23 protein-coding genes and 3 pseudogenes are annotated in these 23,677 nt (G+C 62.4%); 12 read left to right on the forward strand and 14 right to left on the reverse strand.

What is annotated here, in order from left to right; genetic code table 11:
• Positions 1-98: 98 nt before the first annotated feature.
• Both ACZXDY_RS39145 and ACZXDY_RS39150 read right to left on the reverse strand, forming a co-directional pair.
• Positions 99-299 (reverse strand): hypothetical protein, encoded by a 201-nt coding sequence (locus tag ACZXDY_RS39145; RefSeq protein WP_155255608.1) that lies wholly within the window; start codon positions 297-299, stop codon positions 99-101.
• The gene (locus ACZXDY_RS39150; RefSeq protein ID WP_464349174.1) at positions 296-700 is read right to left on the reverse strand and encodes a hypothetical protein; all 405 of its coding nucleotides are present in this window, start codon (positions 698-700) and stop codon (positions 296-298) included. The genes ACZXDY_RS39145 and ACZXDY_RS39150 overlap by 4 nt, the downstream gene beginning before the upstream one ends.
• A 294-nt stretch (positions 701-994) precedes the next feature.
• On the opposite strand from ACZXDY_RS39150, the gene ACZXDY_RS39155 reads away from it, so the two are divergent.
• From ACZXDY_RS39155 to ACZXDY_RS39175, 5 genes are all read left to right on the forward strand, one after another.
• Entirely contained in the window at positions 995-1,567 is a 573-nt protein-coding gene (locus ACZXDY_RS39155) for a flavin reductase family protein (protein WP_464349175.1), read from the forward strand.
• Positions 1,568-1,589: 22 nt separating this feature from the next.
• The gene (gene epsC, locus ACZXDY_RS39160; protein ID WP_464349176.1) at positions 1,590-2,555 is read left to right on the forward strand and encodes a serine O-acetyltransferase EpsC; all 966 of its coding nucleotides are present in this window, start codon (positions 1,590-1,592) and stop codon (positions 2,553-2,555) included.
• A 212-nt stretch (positions 2,556-2,767) separates the two neighbouring features.
• Positions 2,768-3,766 (forward strand): ABC transporter substrate-binding protein, encoded by a 999-nt coding sequence (locus ACZXDY_RS39165; protein ID WP_456643577.1) that lies wholly within the window; start codon positions 2,768-2,770, stop codon positions 3,764-3,766.
• A 33-nt stretch (positions 3,767-3,799) separates the two neighbouring features.
• A complete protein-coding gene (locus tag ACZXDY_RS39170; protein ID WP_028168776.1) occupies positions 3,800-4,552 on the forward strand; it encodes an ABC transporter permease in 753 nt (250 codons plus the stop codon).
• Positions 4,540-5,295, forward strand: coding sequence for an ABC transporter ATP-binding protein (locus ACZXDY_RS39175; RefSeq protein WP_464349177.1), 756 nt, complete (start codon positions 4,540-4,542; stop codon positions 5,293-5,295). The genes ACZXDY_RS39170 and ACZXDY_RS39175 overlap by 13 nt, the downstream gene beginning before the upstream one ends.
• Positions 5,296-5,306: 11 nt before the next feature.
• Here the strand turns inward: ACZXDY_RS39175 and ACZXDY_RS39180 are convergent, their stop codons facing one another.
• From ACZXDY_RS39180 to ACZXDY_RS39195, 4 genes are read right to left on the reverse strand one after another with little or no spacing between them, the layout of a single operon-like run.
• Entirely contained in the window at positions 5,307-6,182 is an 876-nt protein-coding gene (locus tag ACZXDY_RS39180) for an ABC transporter permease (RefSeq protein WP_464349178.1), read from the reverse strand.
• A complete protein-coding gene (locus ACZXDY_RS39185) occupies positions 6,175-7,041 on the reverse strand; it encodes an ABC transporter ATP-binding protein (protein ID WP_464349179.1) in 867 nt (288 codons plus the stop codon). Before ACZXDY_RS39185 ends, ACZXDY_RS39180 begins: the two co-directional genes overlap by 8 nt.
• A complete protein-coding gene (locus tag ACZXDY_RS39190; RefSeq protein WP_464349180.1) occupies positions 7,038-8,105 on the reverse strand; it encodes an ABC transporter substrate-binding protein in 1,068 nt (355 codons plus the stop codon). The genes ACZXDY_RS39185 and ACZXDY_RS39190 overlap by 4 nt, the downstream gene beginning before the upstream one ends.
• 15 nt (positions 8,106-8,120) lie before the next feature.
• Complete coding sequence (locus tag ACZXDY_RS39195) at positions 8,121-9,050, reverse strand: TauD/TfdA dioxygenase family protein (RefSeq protein ID WP_464349181.1); 930 nt, start codon at positions 9,048-9,050, stop codon at positions 8,121-8,123.
• 543 nt (positions 9,051-9,593) lie between these two features.
• On the opposite strand from ACZXDY_RS39195, the pseudogene ACZXDY_RS39200 reads away from it, so the two are divergent.
• Together ACZXDY_RS39200 and ACZXDY_RS39205 are read left to right on the forward strand one after the other, a co-directional pair.
• Positions 9,594-9,806, forward strand: a pseudogene (locus ACZXDY_RS39200) (LLM class flavin-dependent oxidoreductase); the annotation flags it as partial.
• Between the two features lie 135 nt (positions 9,807-9,941).
• Positions 9,942-10,160: pseudogene (locus ACZXDY_RS39205) on the forward strand (MetQ/NlpA family ABC transporter substrate-binding protein); the annotation flags it as partial.
• A 70-nt stretch (positions 10,161-10,230) separates the two neighbouring features.
• Here ACZXDY_RS39205 and ACZXDY_RS39210 read toward each other — a convergent pair.
• From ACZXDY_RS39210 to ACZXDY_RS39235, 6 genes and pseudogenes are all read right to left on the reverse strand, one after another.
• A pseudogene (locus ACZXDY_RS39210) lies at positions 10,231-11,427 on the reverse strand (LLM class flavin-dependent oxidoreductase).
• A 9-nt stretch (positions 11,428-11,436) separates the two neighbouring features.
• Positions 11,437-12,219, reverse strand: a complete 783-nt coding sequence (locus ACZXDY_RS39215; RefSeq protein ID WP_464349182.1) for a MetQ/NlpA family ABC transporter substrate-binding protein — start codon at positions 12,217-12,219, stop codon at positions 11,437-11,439.
• A 37-nt stretch (positions 12,220-12,256) separates the two neighbouring features.
• Entirely contained in the window at positions 12,257-12,745 is a 489-nt protein-coding gene (locus ACZXDY_RS39220; protein ID WP_464349183.1) for a tetratricopeptide repeat protein, read from the reverse strand.
• 31 nt (positions 12,746-12,776) lie between these two features.
• A complete protein-coding gene (locus ACZXDY_RS39225; protein WP_464349184.1) occupies positions 12,777-13,556 on the reverse strand; it encodes an ABC transporter ATP-binding protein in 780 nt (259 codons plus the stop codon).
• A 41-nt stretch (positions 13,557-13,597) separates the two neighbouring features.
• Positions 13,598-14,437: an ABC transporter permease gene (locus ACZXDY_RS39230; protein WP_464349185.1), complete on the reverse strand. Its 840-nt coding sequence runs from the start codon at positions 14,435-14,437 to the stop codon at positions 13,598-13,600.
• A gap of 84 nt (positions 14,438-14,521) precedes the next feature.
• On the reverse strand, positions 14,522-15,610 hold the full coding sequence (locus ACZXDY_RS39235) for an ABC transporter substrate-binding protein (RefSeq protein WP_464349186.1): 1,089 nt from the start codon (positions 15,608-15,610) through the stop codon (positions 14,522-14,524).
• Between the two features lie 168 nt (positions 15,611-15,778).
• Here ACZXDY_RS39235 and ACZXDY_RS39240 point away from each other — a divergent pair, with 168 nt between their 5' ends.
• The 3 genes from ACZXDY_RS39240 (at position 15,779) to ACZXDY_RS39250 (ending at position 18,366) form a co-directional block, all read left to right on the forward strand.
• Positions 15,779-16,660: a transporter substrate-binding domain-containing protein gene (locus ACZXDY_RS39240; RefSeq protein ID WP_464349187.1), complete on the forward strand. Its 882-nt coding sequence runs from the start codon at positions 15,779-15,781 to the stop codon at positions 16,658-16,660.
• A 74-nt stretch (positions 16,661-16,734) separates the two neighbouring features.
• Positions 16,735-17,787, forward strand: a complete 1,053-nt coding sequence (locus ACZXDY_RS39245; protein WP_464349188.1) for a cytochrome-c peroxidase — start codon at positions 16,735-16,737, stop codon at positions 17,785-17,787.
• Positions 17,788-17,934: 147 nt separating this feature from the next.
• A complete protein-coding gene (locus tag ACZXDY_RS39250) occupies positions 17,935-18,366 on the forward strand; it encodes an RrF2 family transcriptional regulator (protein ID WP_208824237.1) in 432 nt (143 codons plus the stop codon).
• 86 nt (positions 18,367-18,452) lie between these two features.
• On the opposite strand, the gene ggt is transcribed toward ACZXDY_RS39250, so the two are convergent.
• A complete protein-coding gene (ggt, locus tag ACZXDY_RS39255) occupies positions 18,453-20,207 on the reverse strand; it encodes a gamma-glutamyltransferase (protein WP_464349189.1) in 1,755 nt (584 codons plus the stop codon).
• Positions 20,208-20,834: 627 nt separating this feature from the next.
• On the reverse strand, positions 20,835-21,761 hold the full coding sequence (locus tag ACZXDY_RS39260; RefSeq protein ID WP_464349190.1) for a LysR substrate-binding domain-containing protein: 927 nt from the start codon (positions 21,759-21,761) through the stop codon (positions 20,835-20,837).
• A 114-nt stretch (positions 21,762-21,875) separates the two neighbouring features.
• On the opposite strand from ACZXDY_RS39260, the gene ACZXDY_RS39265 reads away from it, so the two are divergent.
• Together ACZXDY_RS39265 and ACZXDY_RS39270 are read left to right on the forward strand one after the other, a co-directional pair.
• Positions 21,876-22,271, forward strand: coding sequence for a RidA family protein (locus ACZXDY_RS39265; RefSeq protein WP_464349191.1), 396 nt, complete (start codon positions 21,876-21,878; stop codon positions 22,269-22,271).
• Position 22,272: 1 nt separating this feature from the next.
• On the forward strand, positions 22,273-23,481 hold the full coding sequence (locus ACZXDY_RS39270) for an NADH:flavin oxidoreductase (RefSeq protein ID WP_464349192.1): 1,209 nt from the start codon (positions 22,273-22,275) through the stop codon (positions 23,479-23,481).
• Positions 23,482-23,677 lie beyond the last annotated feature (196 nt).

Raw genomic sequence — 23,677 nt, forward strand, 5'->3', positions numbered from 1 at the left:
CAATGCGCTCCGCTCGAGAGGTCATCTCTGCGCGACGGAGACAGGAAAACGAGTATGTCCTTCATGTTCCACCACCATACAGCTCAAGAGATCCGCATTCATTCGCGCACGTGATCAATTGTCCTCAGGCTGCCGGCTCCCAATTGTCCACCTGCAATGCGACGGGATCGTGTTGAGTGTCCCTTCCCGCCGGCCGGTTCCGCAACCTCTTCTCGTGAAGCGGGATGATGATCGCCGGTGGCGACGTTGACGCAAATGTCGCAGGCCGTGCAGCGCTCGGCGTCGATGACCTCGATCATTCGGCGGCCTCCGCATAGGCACGATCTGCATGCGGACGCACCGAGCTCCAGACCTTGTCGAGACCGCCGGCCGTGATGTAATGCCGCTGACGCTCGTCCTGATCCGGAAAATCGTCGCGCCGGTGCATGCCGCGGCTTTCCTGGCCCGCCGGCGCGCTGCGATACATCCAGCGCGCCGTCGCCAGCATCGCTGCACTTTCCCGCGCACGGAGCACGTCTTCCTGCGTCGCGGCACCCGCTTGCGATACATCGATCCAGAGCGCATCGAGCCGCTCCAGCGAGGCACTGAGACGCTCGGCCTCACGGTAGTAATTCAGCTCATAGGGAAAGACCTCGTCTTGAACCGCTCTTGCGAGCTCCGCGGGCTTGTACGCCCTTCCGTTGCGCGTCCGAAGCGCCACTGTTCCCACCGATGACAGTTCACGCCGCGGCGCGGGCGAGGCTGCTTTCAAGGCGCGAGGAGAGATCAAGCGGAGGCGCTGAAAGATATTCTTTGCGGTCTTGCACGCGCAAAGAAATCAGAAAACTCCCGGACAGCGGACAATTGGAAAACCGCTCTATTTCTGTCCGGCCAAATTCGTGGGACATTTTTCGACGTGTGGAAGGCTTGCACTCATCAGAGGCACGCCGCTGCCTGCGAAAGGCTGCTTCCAGCGGGAGCAGAATTCCGCGAGGTTCGACGAGAGGAGCAACCGATGGCCAAAGCGGATATCCATCTCGTCGATGAAACCGACGAGATCGAGCGCCAGTTTCGCTCCGTCATGCGCCGCCTCGCCGGCGGCGTCAGCATCATCACCGCCGGGCGCGACGACGACATCACCGGAATGACGGTCACCTCGCTGACCTCGCTCAGCGCCGCCCCGCCGCGATTGCTGGTGAGCATCAACAGGCAGGCATCTTCCTTCGCCTTGATCGAGCGCCACCGGTTGTTTGGCGTCAACATCCTGGGTTCGGAGCAGCAGGTGCTGGCCGCCCGCTTCAGCAATCGCCGGCTGAAGGGCAGCCAGCGCTTCGACGGCACGACATGGTTCACCGGCTCCTCCGGCGTGCCGCTGCTGGGCAAAGCGCTGGCGACCGTCGAGTGCCAGGCCGAGGAGATCATCGAGCGTTATTCGTACGGGATCATCGTCGGCCGCCTGCTCAGCATGGAGCTGTCGCATCGGCTGTCCGGCCTGATCTACTGGAACGGTCAATACATCCAGATCGACCACGACACGGACCTGGACCGTCTTGCGGAGGTAAGTATCCCCTTGGCGCACGTCCGCTGAGGGCAACGGGGGTCGAGACAGCATGAAGCGCGAAACTCCACCGCAATCGCAATTCGCTGCAGCGGGCGACAGTGCGCCGTCGACCGCGCGCTGGCAACTCGACCGGATCGTCGCCGAATTGCGCGTCTCGCGCGAGGAGACCCACAGCATCCGCCGCGACGGCGAAGCGCGACGAGCGCCGTCTCGCGAGGCGCTGGAGGCCGTTCTCGACGGACTGACGGAGGTGCTGTTTCCAAGGCACTATGGGCGGTTCGATCTCGACGGCGAGAACATCGACTATTTCGTCGGCAACACGCTGAGCGTTGCCCTGGATTCGCTGTGCGAGCAGATCCATCGCGGCGCGCTGTTCGTCGGTGACGAGTTGTTGCCGGGTTTTCGCCGAGAGGATGCGATCGAGCTGACGCGCAGCCTGGCTTCCCAACTGCCTTCGGTGCGCGGCGTGTTGATCAACGACCTGCGAGCGGCGTTCGTCGGCGACCCCGCCGCGCGCAACTTTCCGGAAATCCTGATCGGCTATCCCGGCATGACCGCGATCATCCACCACCGCCTCGCCCATATCCTGCATCGCCAGGGCGCGCGGCTCGTCGCGCGGCTGATAGCCGAGATCGCCCACGCCCGGACCGGCATCGATATCCATCCGGGCGCCAGCATCGGCTCGGGCTTCTTCATCGATCACGGCACCGGGGTCGTGATCGGAGAGACCGCCGTGATCGGCGACAATGTGCGCATCTACCAGGCCGTCACGCTCGGCGCGCGGCATTTCCCGACTGACGACGAAGGCAACCTGATCAAGGGCGATGCGCGCCATCCGATCGTGGAGGATGACGTCGTCATTTACGCGGGCGCGACCATCCTCGGCCGAATCACCATCGGCCGCGGCTCCACCATCGGCGGCAATGTCTGGCTGACGCGCGACGTGCCTGCAAACAGCGTGGTGACGCAGGCCACGGCCCGGAACAAAGTTGGTACAGGTGTCGGCCCGAGCTAGCTAGGCTGCCGAAGCCGTTAGATATGTGAGGGGTACTGTCGTCCGTACTTCGACAGAGCTACAGAATTGCCTTCTACTTTGAGGGATAAATTTAGAAGATTCCAGCTGATAAAGCCCGAATAACGCAATGGACCAAACGTTCTCGAAAAGAGACGTTGCGGCCACATTTCCCCTGATCTCTCGGAAGGATGACGATGCGCCTCGTGACAAGCATGTTTGCTGCCCTTGTGGCGGTCGGGATCGCGTTGGGCCAGCCGGTTTCGGCGCGGGCGCAGCAGCCGTTGCGCCTCGGCTTCATCCCGGTGATGGGCGCGGCACAGGTCTTCGTCGCGGACGGCGAAGGCTGGATCAAGCAGGCGGGACTGACGCTGACCACGAGCACGTTCGAGTCGGGCCCGAACATGATCCAGGCACTGCAGTCCGGCACCCTCGACGTCTACGTCGCTGGACTTGCGCCGCTCTTGGTCGCCCGTGCGAAGGGCATCGACGTGCGCATCGTCGCCGCGACAGTGGTCGAGGAAATGGGATTTGCGACCAGCGCCGCGTTCTCTCCGCAGATCGAAGGCAAGGATCCGGCGGCTGCGTTCAAGGCGTTTCGTGAAAAGAACGGCCGCCCGGTCAAGCTCGCGACCCAGCCGATCGGCTCGGGCCCGAACACCGCCTTGCAGCACTGGCTGTGGGAAGTCGTGAAGGCCGACAAGGCAGATGTCCAGATCGTCGAGATGGGCATCGACGCGACCCAGCGCGCGATCGCGACCGGGGCGGTCGAGGGTGGCTCAGTGCGAGAGCCCGCGCTTTCCATCATCCGCAAGCAGAATCCGGCGATCAAGCTGATCGCGACCGGCAAGGACATGTTTCCGAATTTCCCGGGCGTCGTGGTCGCGGTCATGGGCTCCTTTGCGGACAAGAATCCCAAGGCAGTCGACGGCCTCGTGCGTTCGATCATCCGCGCCACCGCACTGCTGAAAGAGCACCCGGAGCAGGCCGTGAAGCATGTCGGCGCCGCTTTCGGCAATGGCCTTGTGCCCGATGACATCCTGTTGGAGTCGCTGAAGTCGCCGCAGACCCAGTTCACCTCCGATCCGCGACGCATCGAGGAATCGACTCGGCAGCTGCAGGAGTATCAGGTGAAGATCGGCGCGCTCCAGAAGGCGGAACCCCTCGAAGGCTTGTTCGCCTTCGATGTCTATAACCGCGCCACGGCCAACTAGCGACGCCTGCAATTCACGGAACGGACGCGACCGGTGACACGCACACGATCGTTGACGCTGGGCGCGTTGGGCTTTGTCGCCTTCCTCGCATTGTGGGAGGCAATGCCCGCCTTCCAAATCGTGCCGGCATCGGTGCTGCCGCCGCCGAGCGCGTTGCCGCGGGCTTTCTGGCGCGAGCTCTCGAGCGGCATCTGGTTCGCGGCGTTGACGACGAGCCTGCGCAATTATCTCGCGGGGCTTGCGATCGGCAGCCTGCTCGGTATCGCGCTCGGCGTTGCGACCGGCATGTCGGCAACGCTGGAATCGTTCCTCGCCTGGATCGTGCGCATCTTGCGGCCGATCCCGGGACTCGCATGGGTGCCCTTCGCGATCCTGTGGTTTGGCATCGATCCGGCCGCCGCCATCTTCATCATCTCAACCGGCGTGTTCTGGATCTGCTATTTCGCGGCCCTTGGCTCGGTCCACTCGGTGGAGCGCGACCTGATCGAGCTGGCCGATGCGTTCGGATTCCGTCGCGCGGATCAGAAGCTGGTCAAGGTGATCTTGCCTGCCGCCGCGCCCGGGATCCTGGTCGGCCTGCGGACCGCGCTCGGGCAGGCCTGGATGGCCGTCGTCGCCTCCGAGATCTTCGGCGTGCCCGGTCTCGGCCAGCGCATGATGCAGGCCTCCAACCTGCTCGCGAGCGACGTCGTGGTGATCTACATGGCGACGATGGCCGCGCTGTACGGACTGATCGACACCTCTTTCGTTGCGCTGCAATCACGGGTGCTGCGATGGAAGCGATAATTTCGCTGCGCAGCGTCGGCCTGTCATTCGTACGCGATGGCGAGCGGACGGAAGTGCTGCGCGACCTCGACCTCGACGTCGCGCCCGGCCGTTTTGTCGCCGTGCTCGGTCCCTCCGGCGTGGGCAAGTCGACGCTCTTGCGCGTGATCGCCGGGCTGCTCCAGCCGAATGCCGGAGAGGTCCGCGTCAATGTGCGCGCGGAAGGATACAGGCTCCCGGTCGCGCTGGTGTTCCAGGACGCGCGCATGCTGCCTTGGCGTACCGTGCTTTCCAATGTCGGCTTCGGCCTCGAGCACGGCAAAGTCAGCACGCACGAGCGCCACAAGATGGCGCGCGCCGCGCTCGCGCTGGTCGGCTTGTCCGGTTTCGAGAAGCGCTATCCGCACGAGATGTCCGGCGGACAGCGTCAGCGGGTGGCGCTGGCGCGCGCGCTCGCCGTCGATCCCGACATCCTGCTGATGGACGAGCCCTTCGCCGCCGTCGATGCCCTCACCCGGGAAGCGCTGCAGGACGAATTGGCCCGCATCCATGCCGCCACCCACAAGACCGTTATCTTCGTGACCCATTCGATCACGGAAGCAGTCTATCTTGCCGATGAGGTAATCGCGATCACGGGCAAGCCGGGGCGCCTCGCCGCCTCCATTCCCATCGACGTTGCCCGGCCTCGTCGCCGCGACGATCCGGCGAACCGCGAGCTGATTGCGCGGCTGCGCGCGATCCTCGGGGACGAGGATCCGGCCTGAGCCACCGCACGTCAGGCCGTCACCGTCGTCTTCCACCGCATGAAGCGCCGCTCAAGCGCTTCGAGGATCGCATTGAACGTCAGGCCGATCACGGTAATGCCCAAAATCCCGAAATACATCTGCGGGATCAGGAAGCTGTATTGGCTGTAGATGATGAGATAGCCGAGGCCGGCCTTCGCACCGACCATTTCGGAAGCGACCAGCACCAGCATCGCAGCCGCGCTCGCCAGGCGGATACCGACGAAGATCGTTGGAAGCGCTGCCGGCAGAATCACCTTGCGGAACAACTGCTGCGGTGTCGCGCCCATGGTGCGCGCCGACTTGATCAGGAGCGGATCGACCTGTTTCACCGCCGCAATGGTGTTGAGGAGCAGCGGCCAGGCGCAGCTATAGATCACCATCGTGACCTTCGAGACCTCACCGATCCCGAGCAGCAGGATGAACACGGGTAACAGCGCGAGTGGCGCCGTATTGCGGCAAATCTCGATGGTTTGATTGAGCAGATCGCCAAGCCGGGCATACCAGCCGATGGCGAGGCCCAGCGGAACAATCAGCACGACCGAGATCAGCAAACCGCTCAATGCACGCAACAGGCTGGCGGTCACGTCATCGTAAAGCTCCCCGCTCTGCGCAAGCTGCCAGCCGGCCGCGACGACTTCCGAAAACGGCGGCAGGAAGGCGCGATCAATCAGCCCGAACCGGGGAGCCGCCTCCCATGCCGCAAGCAGGACCAGCAGCAGCAGCGACCTGCGGCCGAACGCGACCAGCCAACGCACGAAACGATGCAGCGCACGCGCCACCGCCGACGGTTCCTCTTCTATCTTGCCAAGCGACGCCGGCCGTCCGTGCGCGAGTTCGAGCAGCGTCAGCATCTCAAGGCTAGACATGCGCAACATCCTCCACAGAACGATCGGCGCGCGACGCGACATGAGCACCGGCAAGCTGTCCTTGCTGGGCCTTCAACACTTCCTCGCGCAGCAAGCTCCAGACCTCGTGCCGGACCCGCCCGAATTCGGGCAGCGACCGCACGTCATCCACCTCGCTTCGCAACAGTTCGGGAATGTCGACGACATGCTTGATGCGGCCGGGCCGCGACGTCATCACCGCGACACGCTGGCCGAGCACGACCGCCTCGTCGATCCCGTGCGTGATGAAGACGATGGTCTTGCCGGTGGTCCGCCAGATGCGCAGGAGCTCGCCCTGCAGCGTCTCGCGCGTCTGCGCGTCGAGCGCCGCGAACGGCTCATCCATCAGCAGCACTTCCGGATCGTAGGCAAGGCTGCGCGCGATCGCCACGCGCTGCTTCATGCCGCCGGACAGTTCGTGCGGGTACCGGTCGGCAAAACCCGCGAGCCCGACAAGTTCGAGATAGTGCAGCGCGATCGAGCGGCGCTCCTTCGCTTTCAACCCCGCAATGTCGAGCCCGAACTCGACATTCTGCGCCGCCGTCCGCCAGGGAAACAGCGCGTATTGCTGGAAGACGATGCCGCGGTCGCGCGCCGGGCCCGAGATCGGTCGTCCATCGAGCAGGATCTGGCCGCTGGTCGGTGCGGTCAGCCCACCCAGGAGATCAAGCAAGGTCGACTTCCCGCAGCCGCTCGGGCCGACCAGCGCCAGGAATTCGCCAGGATGGACGTCGAGCGTGACATCCTCCAGCGCGATGAACCGCCGCGCCGGTCCACCGCTTTCGCCGCGGACGAGGAACTCCTTGCGAACCTGTTCGAAGCGGATCTTTGCGGTGCTCATCTGGCTTCCGCTGCCTTGCCCGAACGATAATAGTTGAACTGGTTGATGTAGGTGTCCGAGGCCTTGATCTGGTCGGGCTTCAGCAGACCATCCTTCACCAGCCAATCGATCCACACCTGCAATTGCTGGTCGGTGATCAGCCCGCCCTTCGACGCGACGCCGGTGCTCTTCCAATATTTGATCGACGAGGCGTCTTCGTTTCGCTTGCGCTCGGCGACAATCTTGTCGAAACGAGCCTTCACCTCCTCGGGCGGGGTTTCGCGTGCCCATTCGATGGCGCGCGAGATGCCCTCGACCAGTTTGCGCGCCGTATTCGGATTCTCCTTGATGAACTTGTCGCGCAGCACATAAGCGCCGCCGGTGAAATTGCCGAACAGGTCGGTATCAGCGAACAGTTTTCGCAGGCCGCCGCGTTCCAGCGCCTTGTCACGCAGCACGCCGTTGAGCGCGGTCACCTCGACCTGGCCCTGGCGCAGCGCCTGCTCGCCGGTGACCGGTGGGATCGCCACCAGCGTCACCTGCTTCGCCTCGCTCGCGCTCAGCCCGTTCCGCGCCAGATATTCGCGGAGCACGAATTCAAGGTGGGCGCCGAGCGTATTGACTGCGACCTTCTTTCCGATCAGGTCGCGCGCCCCCTTGATCGGACTATCCTCCTTCACATAGTAGCCGTAATAGGTATCGGCGTCGGAGCCGTAATAGCCGACCACCGCCTTGATCGGCGCTCTCGCCGCAATCAGCTTGATGATCGCGCCATAGAAGGCGCCGCCGATGTCGATGTCGCCGGTGACGACGGTCTGAATGTCCTGCGGCCCGCTGATGGTGTTGCCGACCCATTTGAGCTTGAGGGGCGCGAGGTAGCCGAGATCCTCGGCCAGTTCGGGGAACGTCACCTGGCCAGCCCAGCCCTGGTAGCGGATGTCGGTCTTTTCCAATGGCTCGGCCAACGCCTGGCCGAGGAAGCCAAGCATCAGCGCGAATGCCCACAGAATATACCGGATTTTCGTTGCAGCACTGCTCCCGGACCAGAAGCCAGCCGAACGAGCCGATCGATGCGTCATACTCATCTGCCGAACTCCCCGCTACGCGGCCTTGGTTGCCTGCGGCTTGGTCGCCTTGATGTGTGTCACGCTGTAGCGACCGTCGATGCTGACCGGCACATCGCCATCGACCGTGGCGCGGCGGACGACGCGATGCTGGTCGCCGTAATCATTGACGGCATAATGCTGCGTCGCGCGATTATCCCAGATCGCGACGTCGCCTGCCTTCCAGCTCCAGCGCACGGTGTTTTCCGGCGCGGTGATGTGCGACTGGAACAGGTCGAACAGTTTCTGGCCGTCATATTTCGGCAGGCCGACGAACCGCTGCACGAAGTTGCCGAGCACCAGCGTCCGCTCGCCGGTTTCAGGATGGAGGCGAACCACCGGATGTTCGGTCTCGTAGACCGTGCCCGTGAACACTTCGTCGAAGTGTTTCCTGTCAGCGTCGGTGGCGCGCGACTTCACCGCATAATCATACGCGTTGCTGTGGACCGCCCAGAGTTCGTCGGCGAGCCGCCGGAGCGGCGGCGGCAAATCGAGATAGGCCGCCGCGGTGTTCGACCAGATCGTGTCGCCGCCATAAGGTGGAATCACCACGCCACGGAGTATCGAGATCTTCGGATAGGCGTCGACAAAGGTGACGTCAGTGTGCCACTGGTCGGCGCGGCCTCCGCCCCTTCCCGAGTCCAGTTCGAGGATCGACGACGTGCCCTTGGCCGGGCCGATGATTGGATGCGGCACCAGCCTGCCAAGTCGCACCGCAAAGCGTTCCTGCTCGGCATCGTCGAGATGATCTTGATTGCGGAAGAAGATCACCTTGTGCTCAAGCAGCACCTTGTTGATCGCGGCGATCGTCTCGTCAGGCAGATCGCCCCTCAGATTGATGTTCCTGATCTCCGCGCCGAGGCGCGCCGCACGCTTGACGACATCAGCGCGCGGGATGACGTTATCGATGCCATCAGTTTGAGCCATGGTCGTGTGCCCTATTCGGCCGCAACGATCTGCGGCGATTGCCAGAGTGCTGATGCGTAGAGATCGGCGGCATGTTTCGACCTCGCGATTGGGCGTAAATCGTAAGAGCGATCGACCGTCAGTCAATGAAATGAAACCAGCTTTGTTTTCGACGACAGACAATGATCGCGTTTCCGTCGATGCGGGCGCTGGAATATTTGCAATGACGATTGTCTTGCGGGCACTGACTGCATGCATGGCCAGTCGAAATCGAAGCTCTTTAAGCCGAAAACTCTCGTACTGACGTCGCACAGGGTGCCCGATGCGTCGTCATTCCTATCGCAGCATGCCGTCTCGTCTCCTATCGGCGAACAACCCAAAATGTTCATGCTGGCTTCCGACGCAACTATGTAAATTCATTTCATCGACATTCTCGCGATCGCAGACGTAGACTCTTTTGCACTGCAGCTTGAGTGCGAGCAGGAAACGCAGTGACGACGGATGCCAGGAAATGTCGCAGCCCGACGGCGTCATCAGCCTTCAAACATGCGCAGGTCCTAAGACATGAGTGATCGACGGCAGCTAACCCTCAATCTCTTCGTCTATCCCGGCGGCCATCACGAGGCCGCGTGGCGCTACAAGGGCTCCGCAGCGGACCGGATTCTCGATATCACCTACTACCAGGAGCTGGCGCAGCGCGCCGAGGCGCACAAATTCGATGCGATCTTCTTCGCCGACGGTCCCGCGCTTGCCGACAATGTCCGCTCCACAGCGCGCGCTGCAGGTTGACGGGATCGTTGGGGACCGCCACGGTCGAGCCGGGCTTGATGGGCGTGCCCAGCGCATGCTTCTTCGAATAGAGGCCCATCGGCGGCGTCGGCACGTGGAAGATTCCGGTGAGATCGGTCTTAGGGCAATTTCGCGATCTATAGCGGGTTGAAGCTGACGAACGCCTTCGCGCTGGAAAAGATGACGACGCCCTATATCAACGTCGTCGCAGTGAAACGCGGCAACGCGGAGAGCGCATGGGCGCAGGATATCGTCGCCGGCTAGAAGTCGGAAACCTTCAAGGCCGCGATCCGCAGCGACCGCTTCTATGACGGATTCACGCTGCCGGATTATTTGAAATGACCGGCTCGCCGCGAGCGAACCGCCGCGTAGCGCGCCGTCCGGCCAAACGGCGCGGCGGCCGGATCTCAGCTCACTTCGTACGGGTCACCGGAAGCCGCAGTCCCGCCTGCTGCATCAGCGGCAGCACGCGGCGACCGAAGAACTCGAGATCAGGCTTGAAATCGAAGAAGCTGAGCTGAAGCCCGTCGATGCCGGCCTTCTTGAGCTGGCTGAAGTGATCGACCACCTGCTCCGGCGTGCCGATCACCTCGATATTGCCACCGATCGCACGCCGTTTTGGCGCGTCACGACCTATCCTTCCCTTCCAGGCGTGCGCATCGCTGGCGAAATTCTGGAAGCCAGCGACGGGGTCGATGTGATCGACGATGGCGTCATGGTACTGCCACGTCTCCCGCTCGGTCTCGCGGCAGATCACCATCGGATTGAGCAGCGTCCGCACCCCGCGTCCGACCTCGATCGCGGCCTGCTTGACACGTTGCGCATGCGCTGGAAGCGCCTCGATCGCGCTCTCAAAGGACGAGCCGGCGGGGCTCGTGATGAACACGATGTCGGAATAACGGCCGGCAAACGCGATGCCGGCGTCCGATCCAGTGGCATTGACGAGGATAGGCCGTCCGAACCGCGGCTTCGGCGTCACGAACGCATTGCTCAGCCGTCACGGCGACTTGCCCGAGAAGGAAAAATTCTCGTCATCGCTCCACAGCCGCTGCAGCACCTCGATGAACTCCGCCGCCAGTTCGTAACGGCGATCATGCTCGATCTGGTTCCATCCGAAGGCCTCGTGCTCGATCGCGCGATGCCCGGTGACGACGTTGATGCCCCAGCGTCCGCCCGAGACGTGATCCAGCGTCGCGCCGTATTTGGCGAGATGCAGCGGATGGATCGGACCGTAAAGCACATGGATGGTCGAGATCAGCATGATCTTTGACGTGAGTGCCGCCAGCGACGCCGTCGTCATGAACGAATCGAGCGCCTCGCCGGTGAATACCCCGCCATAGCCGCCTTTCGGCAACCACTGCGACAGCGCAAAGACCAGATCGAAGCCAAAGGCTTCGGCAGTGAGCGTCAGATCCCGGTTGTAGTCGAACGTCCACGTCGTCGTTCGCGGCAAGGTCGACGCACTCCAGCCGCCCGCCTGGATCGGCAAGAACAAGCCGAGCAGCAAAGGCTGGCTCAGCGACTTCGATAGCGGACTGTCTGGAAATTGCGTCGGACTTGGAAAGATCGGCGATCCAACAATCTCCCCCGGCTTGTGGACTATCGTCATGGCTAACCCCTAGAAGGCCGGAATCTGGCCTGGCAATGTGTCCTTGATGAGCTGCCGGATCGTATCGTTCTGATAGGCGCGCACCAGCTTCGACACCCAAGGGGCATCCTTGTCCCGCTCGCGCACGGCGATGAAATTGTTATAGGGATTGTTGACGGCGGATTCGGCGGCGATGGAATCCTTGCCCGGAAGCAGCCCGGCCGGGACCGCGTAGTTGGTGTTGATCACCGCGGCGTCGAGGTCATCGAGACTGCGTGGAAGCTGGGCCGCGTCGATCTCGCGAAGCTGCAGCTTCCTTGGGTTGTCAGTCACGTCGAGCACAGTCGGCGATATCCCGACACCGTCCTTGAGCTTGATCAGCTTCTCGGCCTGCAGCAGCAGGAGCGCACGCCCTCCATTGGAGGGATCGTTCGGGATGCCGATCGACGCGCCGTCCTTGATCTCGCCGATGGACTTCACCTTCCTGGAATAGAGGCCGATAGGGGCGACGATCGTCTCGCCGACCGGCGTGATCTTGTAGCCTCTCGTCTTGATCTGGTTCTCGAGGAAGGGCCTGTGCTGGAAGGCGTTTGCATCCAGATCGCCTGCGTCGAGCGCGGCGTTTGGCAAGAGATAGTCGTTGAACACCACCACAGTGAGGTCGAGTCCGTCCTTGGCGGCGATCTCCCTGACCTTCGCCCAGACGATATCGCCGTCGCCGGCCGCAATGCCGACCTTGATCTTCTGCTCCGCCCAGGCGGGCGTGGCGAGGAGCGCGACCCCAACGACAACAGAGAGCAACCAGCGTTTCATCTATACATCTCCATCCAGGCAGTGTGGGCGCAAGAATCTAGGATTTGGACTTATGTCCGGCGCGAGCGATAGCATCTTTCAGCTTGTCGTATTCCTCGCATCCGCCGGGGTGACACAATAGCCGCAGCAGCTCGAGGTTCTTCTCTGCGCGCGCGAAATCGCCGATATCGATGAACAGCTCGCCCTGGTATTCGAGCGCCGGCCGGTGGGTCGGATCGTAGAAGATAGCTTCCTTGTACCACCGCGCCGCCTCGTCGTAGCGCTTGAGCTTACGCAGCGAGAAGCCGAGCAGATTGTACACGTCGGCATGATGGACGGTTTCTGCAAGCGTCAGCAGCTTGGCGGCCGCTTTCTCGTATTCGCCGGAATAGATCTCGGCCCGCACCGCCAACAAATCAGGAAGATCGCTTGACGGCGCGGTATCCATGGCGACGGCCGCCCCGCTCGCGGCGATCCCGATCGCAAGGATCAGGTTGCGAAGCAAGCTGAGACCGTGGAGCCGTGCCGTCGTCTGCGACCTCAGCATGATTGGACCTCGCAGGACAGGCACGTCGGCATCAGGCCGCCTGCGGCTTACCGCCATATTCGCCCATGGCGGACAGGATTCGTCGCTTGTAGCTGGCGAACTCAAGGTCCGCACGGTCGCGGTCGCGTGGAAGGTCGATCTTGATGTCGTCGACGATCCGGCCGGGACCGCCGGCCATTACCACGACCCTGTCGCTGAGGTAGATCGCTTCATCCACGTCATGCGTCACCAGAATCATGGTGATCTGCTCGACGCGCCAGATGCGCTGCAATTCGGCCTGGAGATGGACCCGGGTCAGGGCGTCCAGCGCGCCGAGCGGTTCGTCGAGTAGCAAAATCTCTGGACGATTCACCAGACCGCGGGCGATCGCCGCACGCTGCGCCATGCCGCCGGACAGCTGATGCGGATAGGCCTTCTCGAAACCTTTCAAGCCGACAAGGGCGATATGTTCGGCGATCGTGGCAGCCTTGTCCGTGGCGCTCCTGCCCGAATTCTCCAGGCTGAGACCGATATTGTCCTCGAGCGTCAGCCACGGCAGCAGACGGTGATCCTGGAACACGATGCCCCGCGAGAGCGCGGCACCGGTGACCTGCCGGCCGTCGATAAGAATATCCCCGCGATAGTCGCGCTCGAGACCGATGATCAGCCGCAGCAGCGTCGACTTTCCGCATCCGCTCGGCCCGACCAGGGAAACGAACGCGCCCGGCTTCACATCGAGATTCACATGGGACAGGACGTGCACCGGCGGCCGGCCGGCGACAGCATAGGTCTTGGATACGTTCCTCACCTCGAGCTGGCCGGATGTGGCCATGGCATACTCCCGTTGACGTGATGCGACCGCCGTCGCGTGCTTCAACCTTCGTAGCCCTGCTTCCAGCGGAGCACACGGCGCTGCAACAAATACATGCTGCGGTCGATTGCGAAGCCGACGAGACCGATGATGACCATGCACACGACAAGCTGGTCGGTGAGCAGCAGGCCCTGCGCGCGGAAGATCAGGAAGCCCAGCCCCTCCAGCCCACTCAATCCTTCCGCAACGACCACAAGCGCCCAAGCGAGCCCAGCCGAATAGCGCAGCGCGACCATGATTGAGGGCGTGGCGGCCGGCAGGATCACCTTGCGCACCAGCTGCCTGCGCGTCAGCGTGAGGACTTCCGCCAGTTCGACGTAAGTCTTGTCGACGTTGCGAATGCCCTGCAGCGTGTTGAGGAATACCGGGAAGAACACGGATTTGGCGATGACGAGCACTTTCGCGGGCGCGCCGATGCCGAGCCAGAGAACGATCAGCGGCAGCCAGGCAATGCCGGGAATGTGCCGGATCGCATCGAAGGTCGGGCCGAAGAACTGCTCGACCTTGCGCGACAATCCCGCCGCGATCCCCAGCGCGACGCCGGCGAGCGAGCCGTAGATGAACGCCTGTCCGACGATCTTGACGCTGGCGAGAAAATCCAGCGCCAGGTTCTGCTTGGTCAGCATCTTCCAGAACGCCGTGACGACGGTGATCGGCTCCGGCAGGAACACCGGGTCGATCCAACCGCGAGTGGACGCCGTTTGCCACAGGGCGAGGATGATTGCGGGCAGCACAATGCCGATCAGCGCAGGTCCCTTGTACGCGCGCCCTTGCCGCGCCGCGACTGCCGAGCCGCCGGTTCGGATTCCGGAGCCGTCGATCGCCTCTGCGCTGTCGGTCATGCTGACAACATTCTTTCAACAGATCATTACGACGCCCCGGCACTCGCCGCGTGCCGAGGCGTGCGCATCGGTTACATCCGCGCGTCAGTTGTAGATGGAGTGAGTGCCGCCTGCGAAGAAGCGCCCATCGACGAAAGCATCGATCTGCGCGTCGGTCAGCTTGCGCTCGGAGAGGATGTCGTCGCCGTTGGCAATGTACCAGGCCTGGAACTTCTTGATCGCATCGCGCGCACGGTCGGCATTCGGCTCGCCCGCCATGAACTCCCATTCGCCGGCGTGGGTGATCTGGAACTTCGCGACCTCGATCGGAACGCGCGTCTCCTTGGCGACAATCTCGGCCGCCTCGTCGACGTGATCGGTGGCCCACTCGCGCGTACGCTCGCGCGCGGCAAGGAACGCTTTTACGACATCGGGATATTTGTCCACGAAGTCGCGGCGGGCAAAATAGGTCACGCGGCCCGCATTGTTCACATAGATGCCGTCGTCCGGCGAGCGGCCGACCACCTTGAGCTTACCCGACAACCATGCGCCGGTGGCGGCGGCGCCCGCCGCAAGATGGAAGGTGGTCGCATCCGCAGCGCCCGAGAGCACCGCGCTGATCGCAACGGCGGTGTTGTCGATCGAGGTGTAGCGTATCCGGCCCTGCTTCTCGCGCGAGTCGAACGGCAGCCCCGCCTTCTGCGTGATCTCGAACGGCGACGACCAGTAGCAGCTTATGCGGCTCGAGCCGAACTTCTTTCCGTCAAGGTCGGCGACGGACTTGATGTTGTCGTTGTCGGCGCGGGCGAGAATGGGCGCGCGATAACGATTGGACGCCTCCGAAACCCAGATAATCTCGCCATCGAGACCGTTCGCACGGTGAACCGTGGCGGGATAGATCATGCGCTGTGCGATCGCGATCGCTCCGCCCTTCACGGCGGCGGACTCCGCGCCGATCAGTTCGGCGGCGCCCGAGGCGATGAGATTGATCTTCCTGGTGCCGATCTTGTCGAACTCCTCCTTGAAGAAGCCTTTCTCGCGCGCGATCACCGTCCAGGGCGTGAGCTGCAGATTGATTTCCGGCAGCGGCTCGGCGGCGCGTACTGGAGCGATGTGTGGGACGGCGAGGAGCGCGCCCGCCACTGCTAGATAACCGAATGGGCGCCTGCTGCTTGCCGCGCGCGTGGTTCGCATGTGAATCCCCCGTTCAGTGATGACAAATGACCGCTTTCACGATACTTCATCATCGCGATAAGTCTATATGTTCTATAGACAACTTTGTTCTGTAATCATCTCAGTTCAGGGACGATTATTCGCAGCACACGTGCCAGCTCGCTTCATGAAATCAGCGAAGATCACGCGATGAACGCCAACAACGCACGCTTCCCGATCTGGCAAATCCTCGCTGCCGTCGTGGCCGGCTTGCTGCTGCCCGCTCTGATCGGCGGCGCCATCGGCATCACGCGAGGTGACTTGGGCTTTGCCTCGTCTGATTTCGCATCTGCCGAGAGGCCTCGTGATAAAACCGATAACGCGCACCAGTTGAGGCTTGGCATCGCCTATGTGCCGCCGGCCAAGACTCCCGACATGCGCCTCTACATCGAGGAGGGATTCGAAACCGATCTCGCGAACGAGATCGGAGAACGGCTTGGAGCCGACGTGAAGCTCGTGCTCGTGCCGCCCGCGGACCGGCTCGCGGCGCTGAATGAAAATCGAGTGGACGCGGTGCTGGCGCGCGTCGCCGATGATGATCCGCTGCGCAAGGCGGCGGAGATATTGCCGATGGGATACGAGTCCGGCCTGAGCCCGGTCATGCGCTCGGACCGGCCGTTGCGGCAGTGGAGCGACTTCAGAGGCCGCGTGGTTTGCGTCACCCTCGCCAACGATCGCGGTCAGAAGCTCGCCCAATCGCTCGGCGCCGAGATACGAGCCTTGCGAGCGCCGGCGGAAGCCTTGATGCGTGTGAGGACCGGCGAATGCGTGGCCGCCATTCACGACCGCGCGGTGCTTGATCCTTTGTTCACGAAGCGATCCTGGCAGAAGTTCTCGGCGACCTTGCCTCCCGTCGATCCGACTTCACTCGTGATTGCCGTGGCAAAGCGTCGAACCGATCTCGCCGTCACGATCGGGCGCGCGCTGGCTGCGATAGGCAGCTCTGAGCAATGGCGGCGACGGCGAGAACGGTGGGCGGAGCTTGCCTCCTTCGAGGTCTACAGGGACCAGGCAGGCCCTGATTGCCATTGAGCCGCGCGATACCTTCAAGGAAAGCGGCAAGCCTTTGTGGCGCGATTGGCGTAACCGCTCTGACGATGCTCGGCATGATCTTCGCGCATGCAATGTCGGCGACACCAGGGGATGAGCATCTGTCGCCGCTGCGGCGGTCCTACGCACGCCCTGCAACCGAATGGCCTGCGCCGTGGCTCGACGTTGATGTCGCTTTTGTTGAGCTCGGCAAGCTAAACCTGCCGTCGTCCCCATCCAGCCATGAGCAACACCGCATTGCGCTTGGCGCGCGCCTCTTCCATGACGCGACGCTCTCTGCCGGCAACGATCTCGCCTGTTCGACATGCCACAATGCGCAGCACGGCTGGAGCAGCGGGACCGCAACGGCGCCGGGGCATGCGCTTGCCCGCGGGCGACGCAATCCTCCATCGCTCCAGAGCGTAGCCTTGCGGCCGTATCTGGCCTGGGATGGTCGAGGATCGTCTCTGGCGACCCAGTCGCTGTTGCCGCTCACGATATCTGAGGAGATGGCCAATCCGGATCTGGATTCCGTGCTGGCGCGCCTGCGCGCCGATCCCGACTATGCAACGCGCTTCGCGGAGGTTTACGGCGCGGGACCGATTTCGGCAGACGCACTCGCGGATGCGCTCGTTGCCTTTCAAAGTCATCTCGAGACCGAGACGCGCTTCGATCGCTTCGCAGACGGCGACCGGAACACGCTGACCGAACAGGAATTGTGGGGCCTGCACCTGTTCCGGACCAAGGCGCGATGCGCCAACTGCCACTTCGGCCCGCTATTGACGGACGATCGCTTCCACAATCTGAAGATCTCGTTCTTCGGCGAGAAAGCGCAGGATCTCGGCCGTTACCAGGTCACCCATCTCCCTGACGACGTCGGGCGTTTCCGCACACCGAGCCTGCGTCATGTCGGAGAGACTGCGCCCTATATGCACAACGGGCTTTTTCCGACACTTGAAGGCGTGATCAACCTCTACGATCGCGGTGGCGGTGAGGTATGGGCGCGAAACCGGAGCGAAGCGGAAAATCCGCTTTATCCGTTCGCGGCGCAACTGTCGTCTCACATCCGGCCGCTCGGTCTTTCCGACGAAGAGAAAGCCGCCCTCGCCGCGTTCTTGCGAACGCTTTGAGCGAGAGTCGAAGTCGGGGCGCGGCCAATTCAGTAGCCTTATCTTTCAATGGCCGCATCAACGTGTGAATTATTCCAAGATAACCGCCAAATGGCGGCAATATATCCTATAGTATATCTATTACCTATTCTAATTCGAAGACATCAGATGCTGACAGCCAAGGGAAAATATGGCCTCAAGGCACTCGTCCATCTGGCGGCCCTGAAACCCGGCGAAACGATTCAGTCCATCGACATTGCGCAGACCAACAACATCTCCAAGAAATTCCTGGACACGATCCTGGGCGATCTCCGCAAAGCCGGCCTCGTGCATACGAAGAAGGGACCGGGCGGCGGTTATATGCTGGCTCGGCCGCCGCACGCTATCAATATCGGGCAGGCGATCCGCGAGCTCGATGGTCCGCTGGCGCCCATCGCCTGCGCAAGCCGTACGGCCTACCAGCCATGCGTGGACTGCGAAGATCCTCGCAAATGCGTCGTACGCATCACAATGACACGGGTTCGCGATGCCATGTCGGATGTATTGGATCACATGAGCCTGGCCGATTTGGCCACGACGAAGCGCAAGAAGCTGGTCTGACGCTGCCTATTGTCCGACCTTCCAGGCTGCATCGGTCACCTTCGCGGCCTTGGGAACTCAGCTGCAGCTTTGCGAAGGTATACGCTCTATTCTCCCGCGGCGCTCCCGGCCGGTCGCCGATCATCGTGGGCGCCGTAGAAATAGCCGGGCCGCATCCGGCCGCTCCGAGCGGCATCATTGCCGGACGAGCGCGGACCAGCAGCGCCGCCATCGGGAGGACCGATCGCGATGAGCTCGGCCGCTCCCCACGGTGTCTGTTCGACCAGTTTGTAGCCCATCTCACGAAGCAGCTTTGCGGTGTCGGGTGAGATCGCATACGGCTCGTAGTCGAGTTCGTCGGGCAGGCCTTGAAGATGGATCCGCGGCGCATCGACTGCCTGCCGCGGCTCCATGCCGTGATCGATCATGTTGAGCGCGGCCTCAAGCGTAATGGTGATGATGCGCGGGCCGCCCGGGCTGCCGAGCACAGCAAAGACTTTGCCGTTCCGGGTGATCAGCGTCGGGGTCATCGATGACAGCGGGCGCTTGTTCGGCGCGATGAGATTCGCCTGGTCCTGCACCAGCCCGTACATGTTCGGCACGCCGCGCTTGATGGTGAAGTCATCCATCTCGTCATTCAGGACGAAACCAGTCCCCGGCGCCATCACCGCTGCGCCGAACAGACCGTTGAGCGTGTAGGTGACAGAAACAGCGTTGCCGGCGTGATCGATGACCGAGTAGTGCGTGGTATCGCCTTGTTCATGCGGCTCGAGTCCGGGCCGCGCCGCCTCCGAAGGCGTCGCCTTGTCGGGCAGAATCTTGGCTCGGATGGCTGCCGCGTAGTCCTTGGACAGTAGCCGATCAACAGGATTTCTAACGAAATCGGGATCGCCCAAATACGTATTGCGGTCGAGATAGGCATGACGCATGGCCTCGGCCATGACGTGGATCGAGGCAGCCGAGTGGAAGCCAAGCGCCGCCATGTCATAGCCCTCGAGGACATTCAGGATCTCGCACAGCGTCGTGCCGCCTGAGCTCGGCGGCGGCGCGGAGACGAAGACGTAGCCGCGATAGGTGCAGTACAGGGGCTCCGTCTCGGTGATCTTGTAATGAGCAAAATCATCGGCTGTAACGATTCCGCCGCCGACCTTCGACGCAGCCTCGACCGCAGCCGGGATTCGGCCGGCGTAGAAGGCGTCCGGCCCGTCCTTGGCGATCGCTTCGAGCGTCACCGCCAGATCCGTCTGCACCAACCTGTCGCCCGGCTGGAGGTTGCTTCCGTCGTGGCGCAGAAAGATACTTGCGACCGACGGGTCGTTATGAAACCGACTTGCCGCATAATCCATGATGTCGGTGTCACCGCGGGTTAGCACGAACCCATCGCGGGCAAGCCGGATCGCGGGCGCCATCACCTCGGCGCGCGACATCGTCCCATATTCGGTCAGGGCCGCATCCAGTCCCTTGACCGTTCCCGGGAGAGCAACCGCCTTGTAGCCAAATCGGCTGGCGCCCGGAATCGGATTGCCGCTGACGTCGAGATACATCTTTTCGCTCGCCGCTGCCGGCGCAGTTTCGCGAAAGTTGATGAACCGGTCGCGACCATCAGCCAAATGCATCACCATAAACCCGCCGCCACCAAGATTGCCGCAACACGGATTTACGACCGCTTCGGCGTAGCCTACGGCGACAGCCGCATCGATGGCGTTGCCGCCAGCCTTCAGAATCTCCAGGCCTGCCTCAGAGGCGAGGTGTTGCGAACTCACAACCATCCCGTTCTGCGCCTCGAGCGCCAACGGTGTTGCCGCATGCGCCCCGCCCACCACCATAGCCAGGAGCAGAGCCATCCATTGTATGTTGATCATCATATCACTCCGGTACTCGCGGCCCGCCTCGGACGCCTCCGCATGAGCAGATGCCGCGATCGCGCGCTTCGCAACACCTAGATGATTACGTTTGTCACGATCCAACATTCTCGCCAGGAGTTCAATGGGCAGCGTTGGGGCCGTCGCCCCTCGCCGAGGAGTATATGAACTATCGCAAGACCGCTGGAATGATTTGGCCAAAACTTGGAGCAGCGAAGCAGCAACCGTGATAGCCACCTCGCCCGCACGATGTGCTGGATCAAGAGATGGGCGAGCGAGCGAAACTCAGTTCCGCTTGGATCAGATGCTGACGTTAAGTGCCACCGCCACCCGCCCCACTTCGATCGAAGAGGAAAAAAGCCTGCAGAACGCGGGGGGCTTGCAGGTACCGGCCCTTAGGGCCTGTAGGCACCGGAGTCGGCTCCGCCAACCAGGCCTCCACGGTCGTTTGAGCTACCGCCATACCGACCCATCGAACCCTTATTCGTTCGTGTGGAACTCATGCCGACCGTACCTTGCTGAGTCCTGACGCCCGACTTGTACTTATTGGACCTATGATAACTTGTCTACGCGAGTGCGAACGTGCTTGAGAGTGCGAACACTGAAGCGAAGACTGTTGCTGCCGGTTCAGGACTTTAGGGACATCACTTCCAACCGGAGCCATTCAGCCGCGGCTTGCACGCGTGGGTTCTTCGCGCGATCTTCACTTGTCACCAGATGATAAGTGAACCCGTCCACCTTAGGGCCGAAGGGCTGTACGAGGTGGCCGGCGGCGAGTTCGTCGGCCACGAGGGCCAGACTGAGCAGCGCGATCCCCTGGCCCGCAACAGCCGCCTGGATGGCATGACCTTCGTCCGAAAATCGGAGCTGTCCGAGGTTCGAGGGGCACGACAACCCGGCCTTTGCAAACCAGTTCTCCCAGGTCGGATTGAGCGGGTGCTTTCTTGTCCATTCAAAGTGGATCAGGGGAAGACGGTTCAAGTCCGCGAGATCGCGCACGCCGAGATTCGGATTGACGAGCGGTGCGAACTCGTCCGCAAACATCGGCTCTGAAATGAGGCCTGGGTACGGCCCTGTGCCGTAGCGGATTGCGATGTCGACGGAGCTGGCTACGAAGTCGACGGCCTCGTCCGACGCATGGAGTTGCAGATCGACGCCGGGATGCAGCTCTCGGAAACCGGCAACTTTCGGGACAAGCCATTTCACCGTGAAGGCGTTGGTCGCCGAAATCGTCACTTGCGCGGGCCTCTTTGACTGCGAGAGTCGTTCAAGCACGGCCTCGAACGCTTCGAACCCTTCCCGCAGCACGGGATAGAGCTGCGCGCCGGCATCGCTAAGGCTCACCCTGCGAACCTTCCGCTCAAACAGGGTGAGGCCAGTGTGGTCTTCCAGCGAGCGTATCTGGTGGCTGATAGCCGTTGGGGTCACCGCGAGTTCACTGGCTGCGCGCTTGAAGCTGCCGTGTCGGGCAGCCGCCTCGAAAGCTCGGAGGGAGGATAGCGGAGGAAGCCGCCGCATTAACGTCGCCCTTATGGATGAATTCAGTTCACCCAATAACTGATAATTCGGAGTTTGTCGGTCAAGGCATCCCGTCCCACAATCCCTATCGGCCGAAAATGCCGAGATGAACTCAACTCTCTTATGAGCCATTACTGGGATCGCACAATCATGCTGGAACGTGTCATCACGACGCCCGACAACTACGAGCCGTTTCTCCTGTCGCAGGGTATCAAGTTCAATAACCTTCTTTTCGTCTCCGGCCAGGCCGGCGCCGGCGATGACGGAAAGATCGTAGATGGCGGCTTCCGCGCCCAGGGCGAACAGGCTTTTGTCAACCTACGGCGGGTGCTGGAGGCCGGAGGGTCGAGCCTGGATGACGTCATCAAGGTGACGATCTTCGTCACCGACATGGGCAATTTCAAAGAGGTCGTGGAGCTTCGCCGTAAGTTCTTTTCCGAACCCTATCCGGCCGACACGATCGCTGGGGTCAAGGCTCTCTACGATCCCAAGGTTCAGATCGAGATCGAAGCGATCGCGGCGATCCGAACCGCCGGGGGCAAATGATATGGCCGGACATGGAAATCACGTACAGCGCGATCGAGCTCCGACAGCAGCGCTCTTCACTCCGCTGAAACTCGCCGAGCTGACCCTTCGCAACCGGCTCGCGGTCGCACCGATGACGCGTGTCAGCGCGACGTCGGAGGGTAACCCGACGCAGCGGATGTCGGACTACTACGCCGCGTTTGCCGAGGGCGGCTTCGGCCTTGTCATCACTGAGGGCCTCCACACCGACAAGGCCTACTCGCAGGGCTATCTGTTCCAGCCGGGGCTGTCGGACGAGGCTCAGGGCGACGGATGGCGGCCGATCGTGGAGCGCGTGCATGGCCATGGAGCGCGCATGATCGCCCAGCTCATGCATGCGGGCGCGCTGTCGCAAGGAAGCATCTACCGGAAGGACACCCGAGGTCCATCAGCGGTTCGCCCAAAGGGGCAGCAGATGGCTTTCTACCGCGGGACCGGCGAATATCCGATGCCGGTCGCGATGTCGCGGGGCGAGATATCGGAGGCGGTGGGCGGATTCGCAATGGCTGCATGTCTTGCCAAGGAATCGGGTTTCGATGGCGTAGAGATACACGGCGCCAACGGCTATCTGCTCGACCAGTTTCTCACCGAGGGGATCAACCTTCGCGATGATCGGTATGGCGGTGACATCGAGGCGAGGCTTCGGCTGATCGCCGAAGTCGCCCAGGCGGTGCGGGATGCGGTTGGGCCGCAGTTCGTGGTCGGCCTCCGTATCTTCCAGGGCAAGGTCAACGACTTTGTGCACAAGTGGAGCGGCAGCGAGGACGAGGCGGCCAGGATCTTCGGATTGGTGGGAAGGCTTCCGATCGACTATCTGCATACCACGGAGTTCGAGGCGTGGCGGCCCGCCTTCGGTGCGGGCGCGAGCCTCGCGGCGTTGGCGAAGAAGCACGTTGCGATACCGGTGCTCGCCAACGGGTCGCTGCACGATCCCGAGCAGGCGGCCGGTCTCATCGAAAGCAGCGGGGCGGATTTCATCTCGCTGGGTCGCGGTGCGCTGACCCACCCCGATTGGCCCCGCCGCGTTACGGCCGGTGCGTCTCTCGAAGCGTTTGATCCGGGCATCCTGTCCCCGATCGCTGATCTCGAGAATGCGGACAAGCATCGTGCCGGAATAGTGCCTGTCGCAAGCCGAGGTGCACGTACGCACTGGATCTACTCGACGGCCGACGACTGTTGTTCCGCGTCATGAACGTCCATTGCCATGCGGCATCGCGCATCGGGACTCGCGGATCTTGATGCGGCCTCTCTATCTCGTCGTGCGCGTCAGAAGAAACTAGTGCGATAAGAGTACGGGAATTTCGATCCTCGCGTTGAAGATATCTCGCGTTGCGCTGCCGAGCATCAGCTCGCGCTCGAATCCATGTGCGAACGCGCCCATCACCAGC

The organism is Bradyrhizobium sp. LeoB3 (assembly GCF_055456055.1).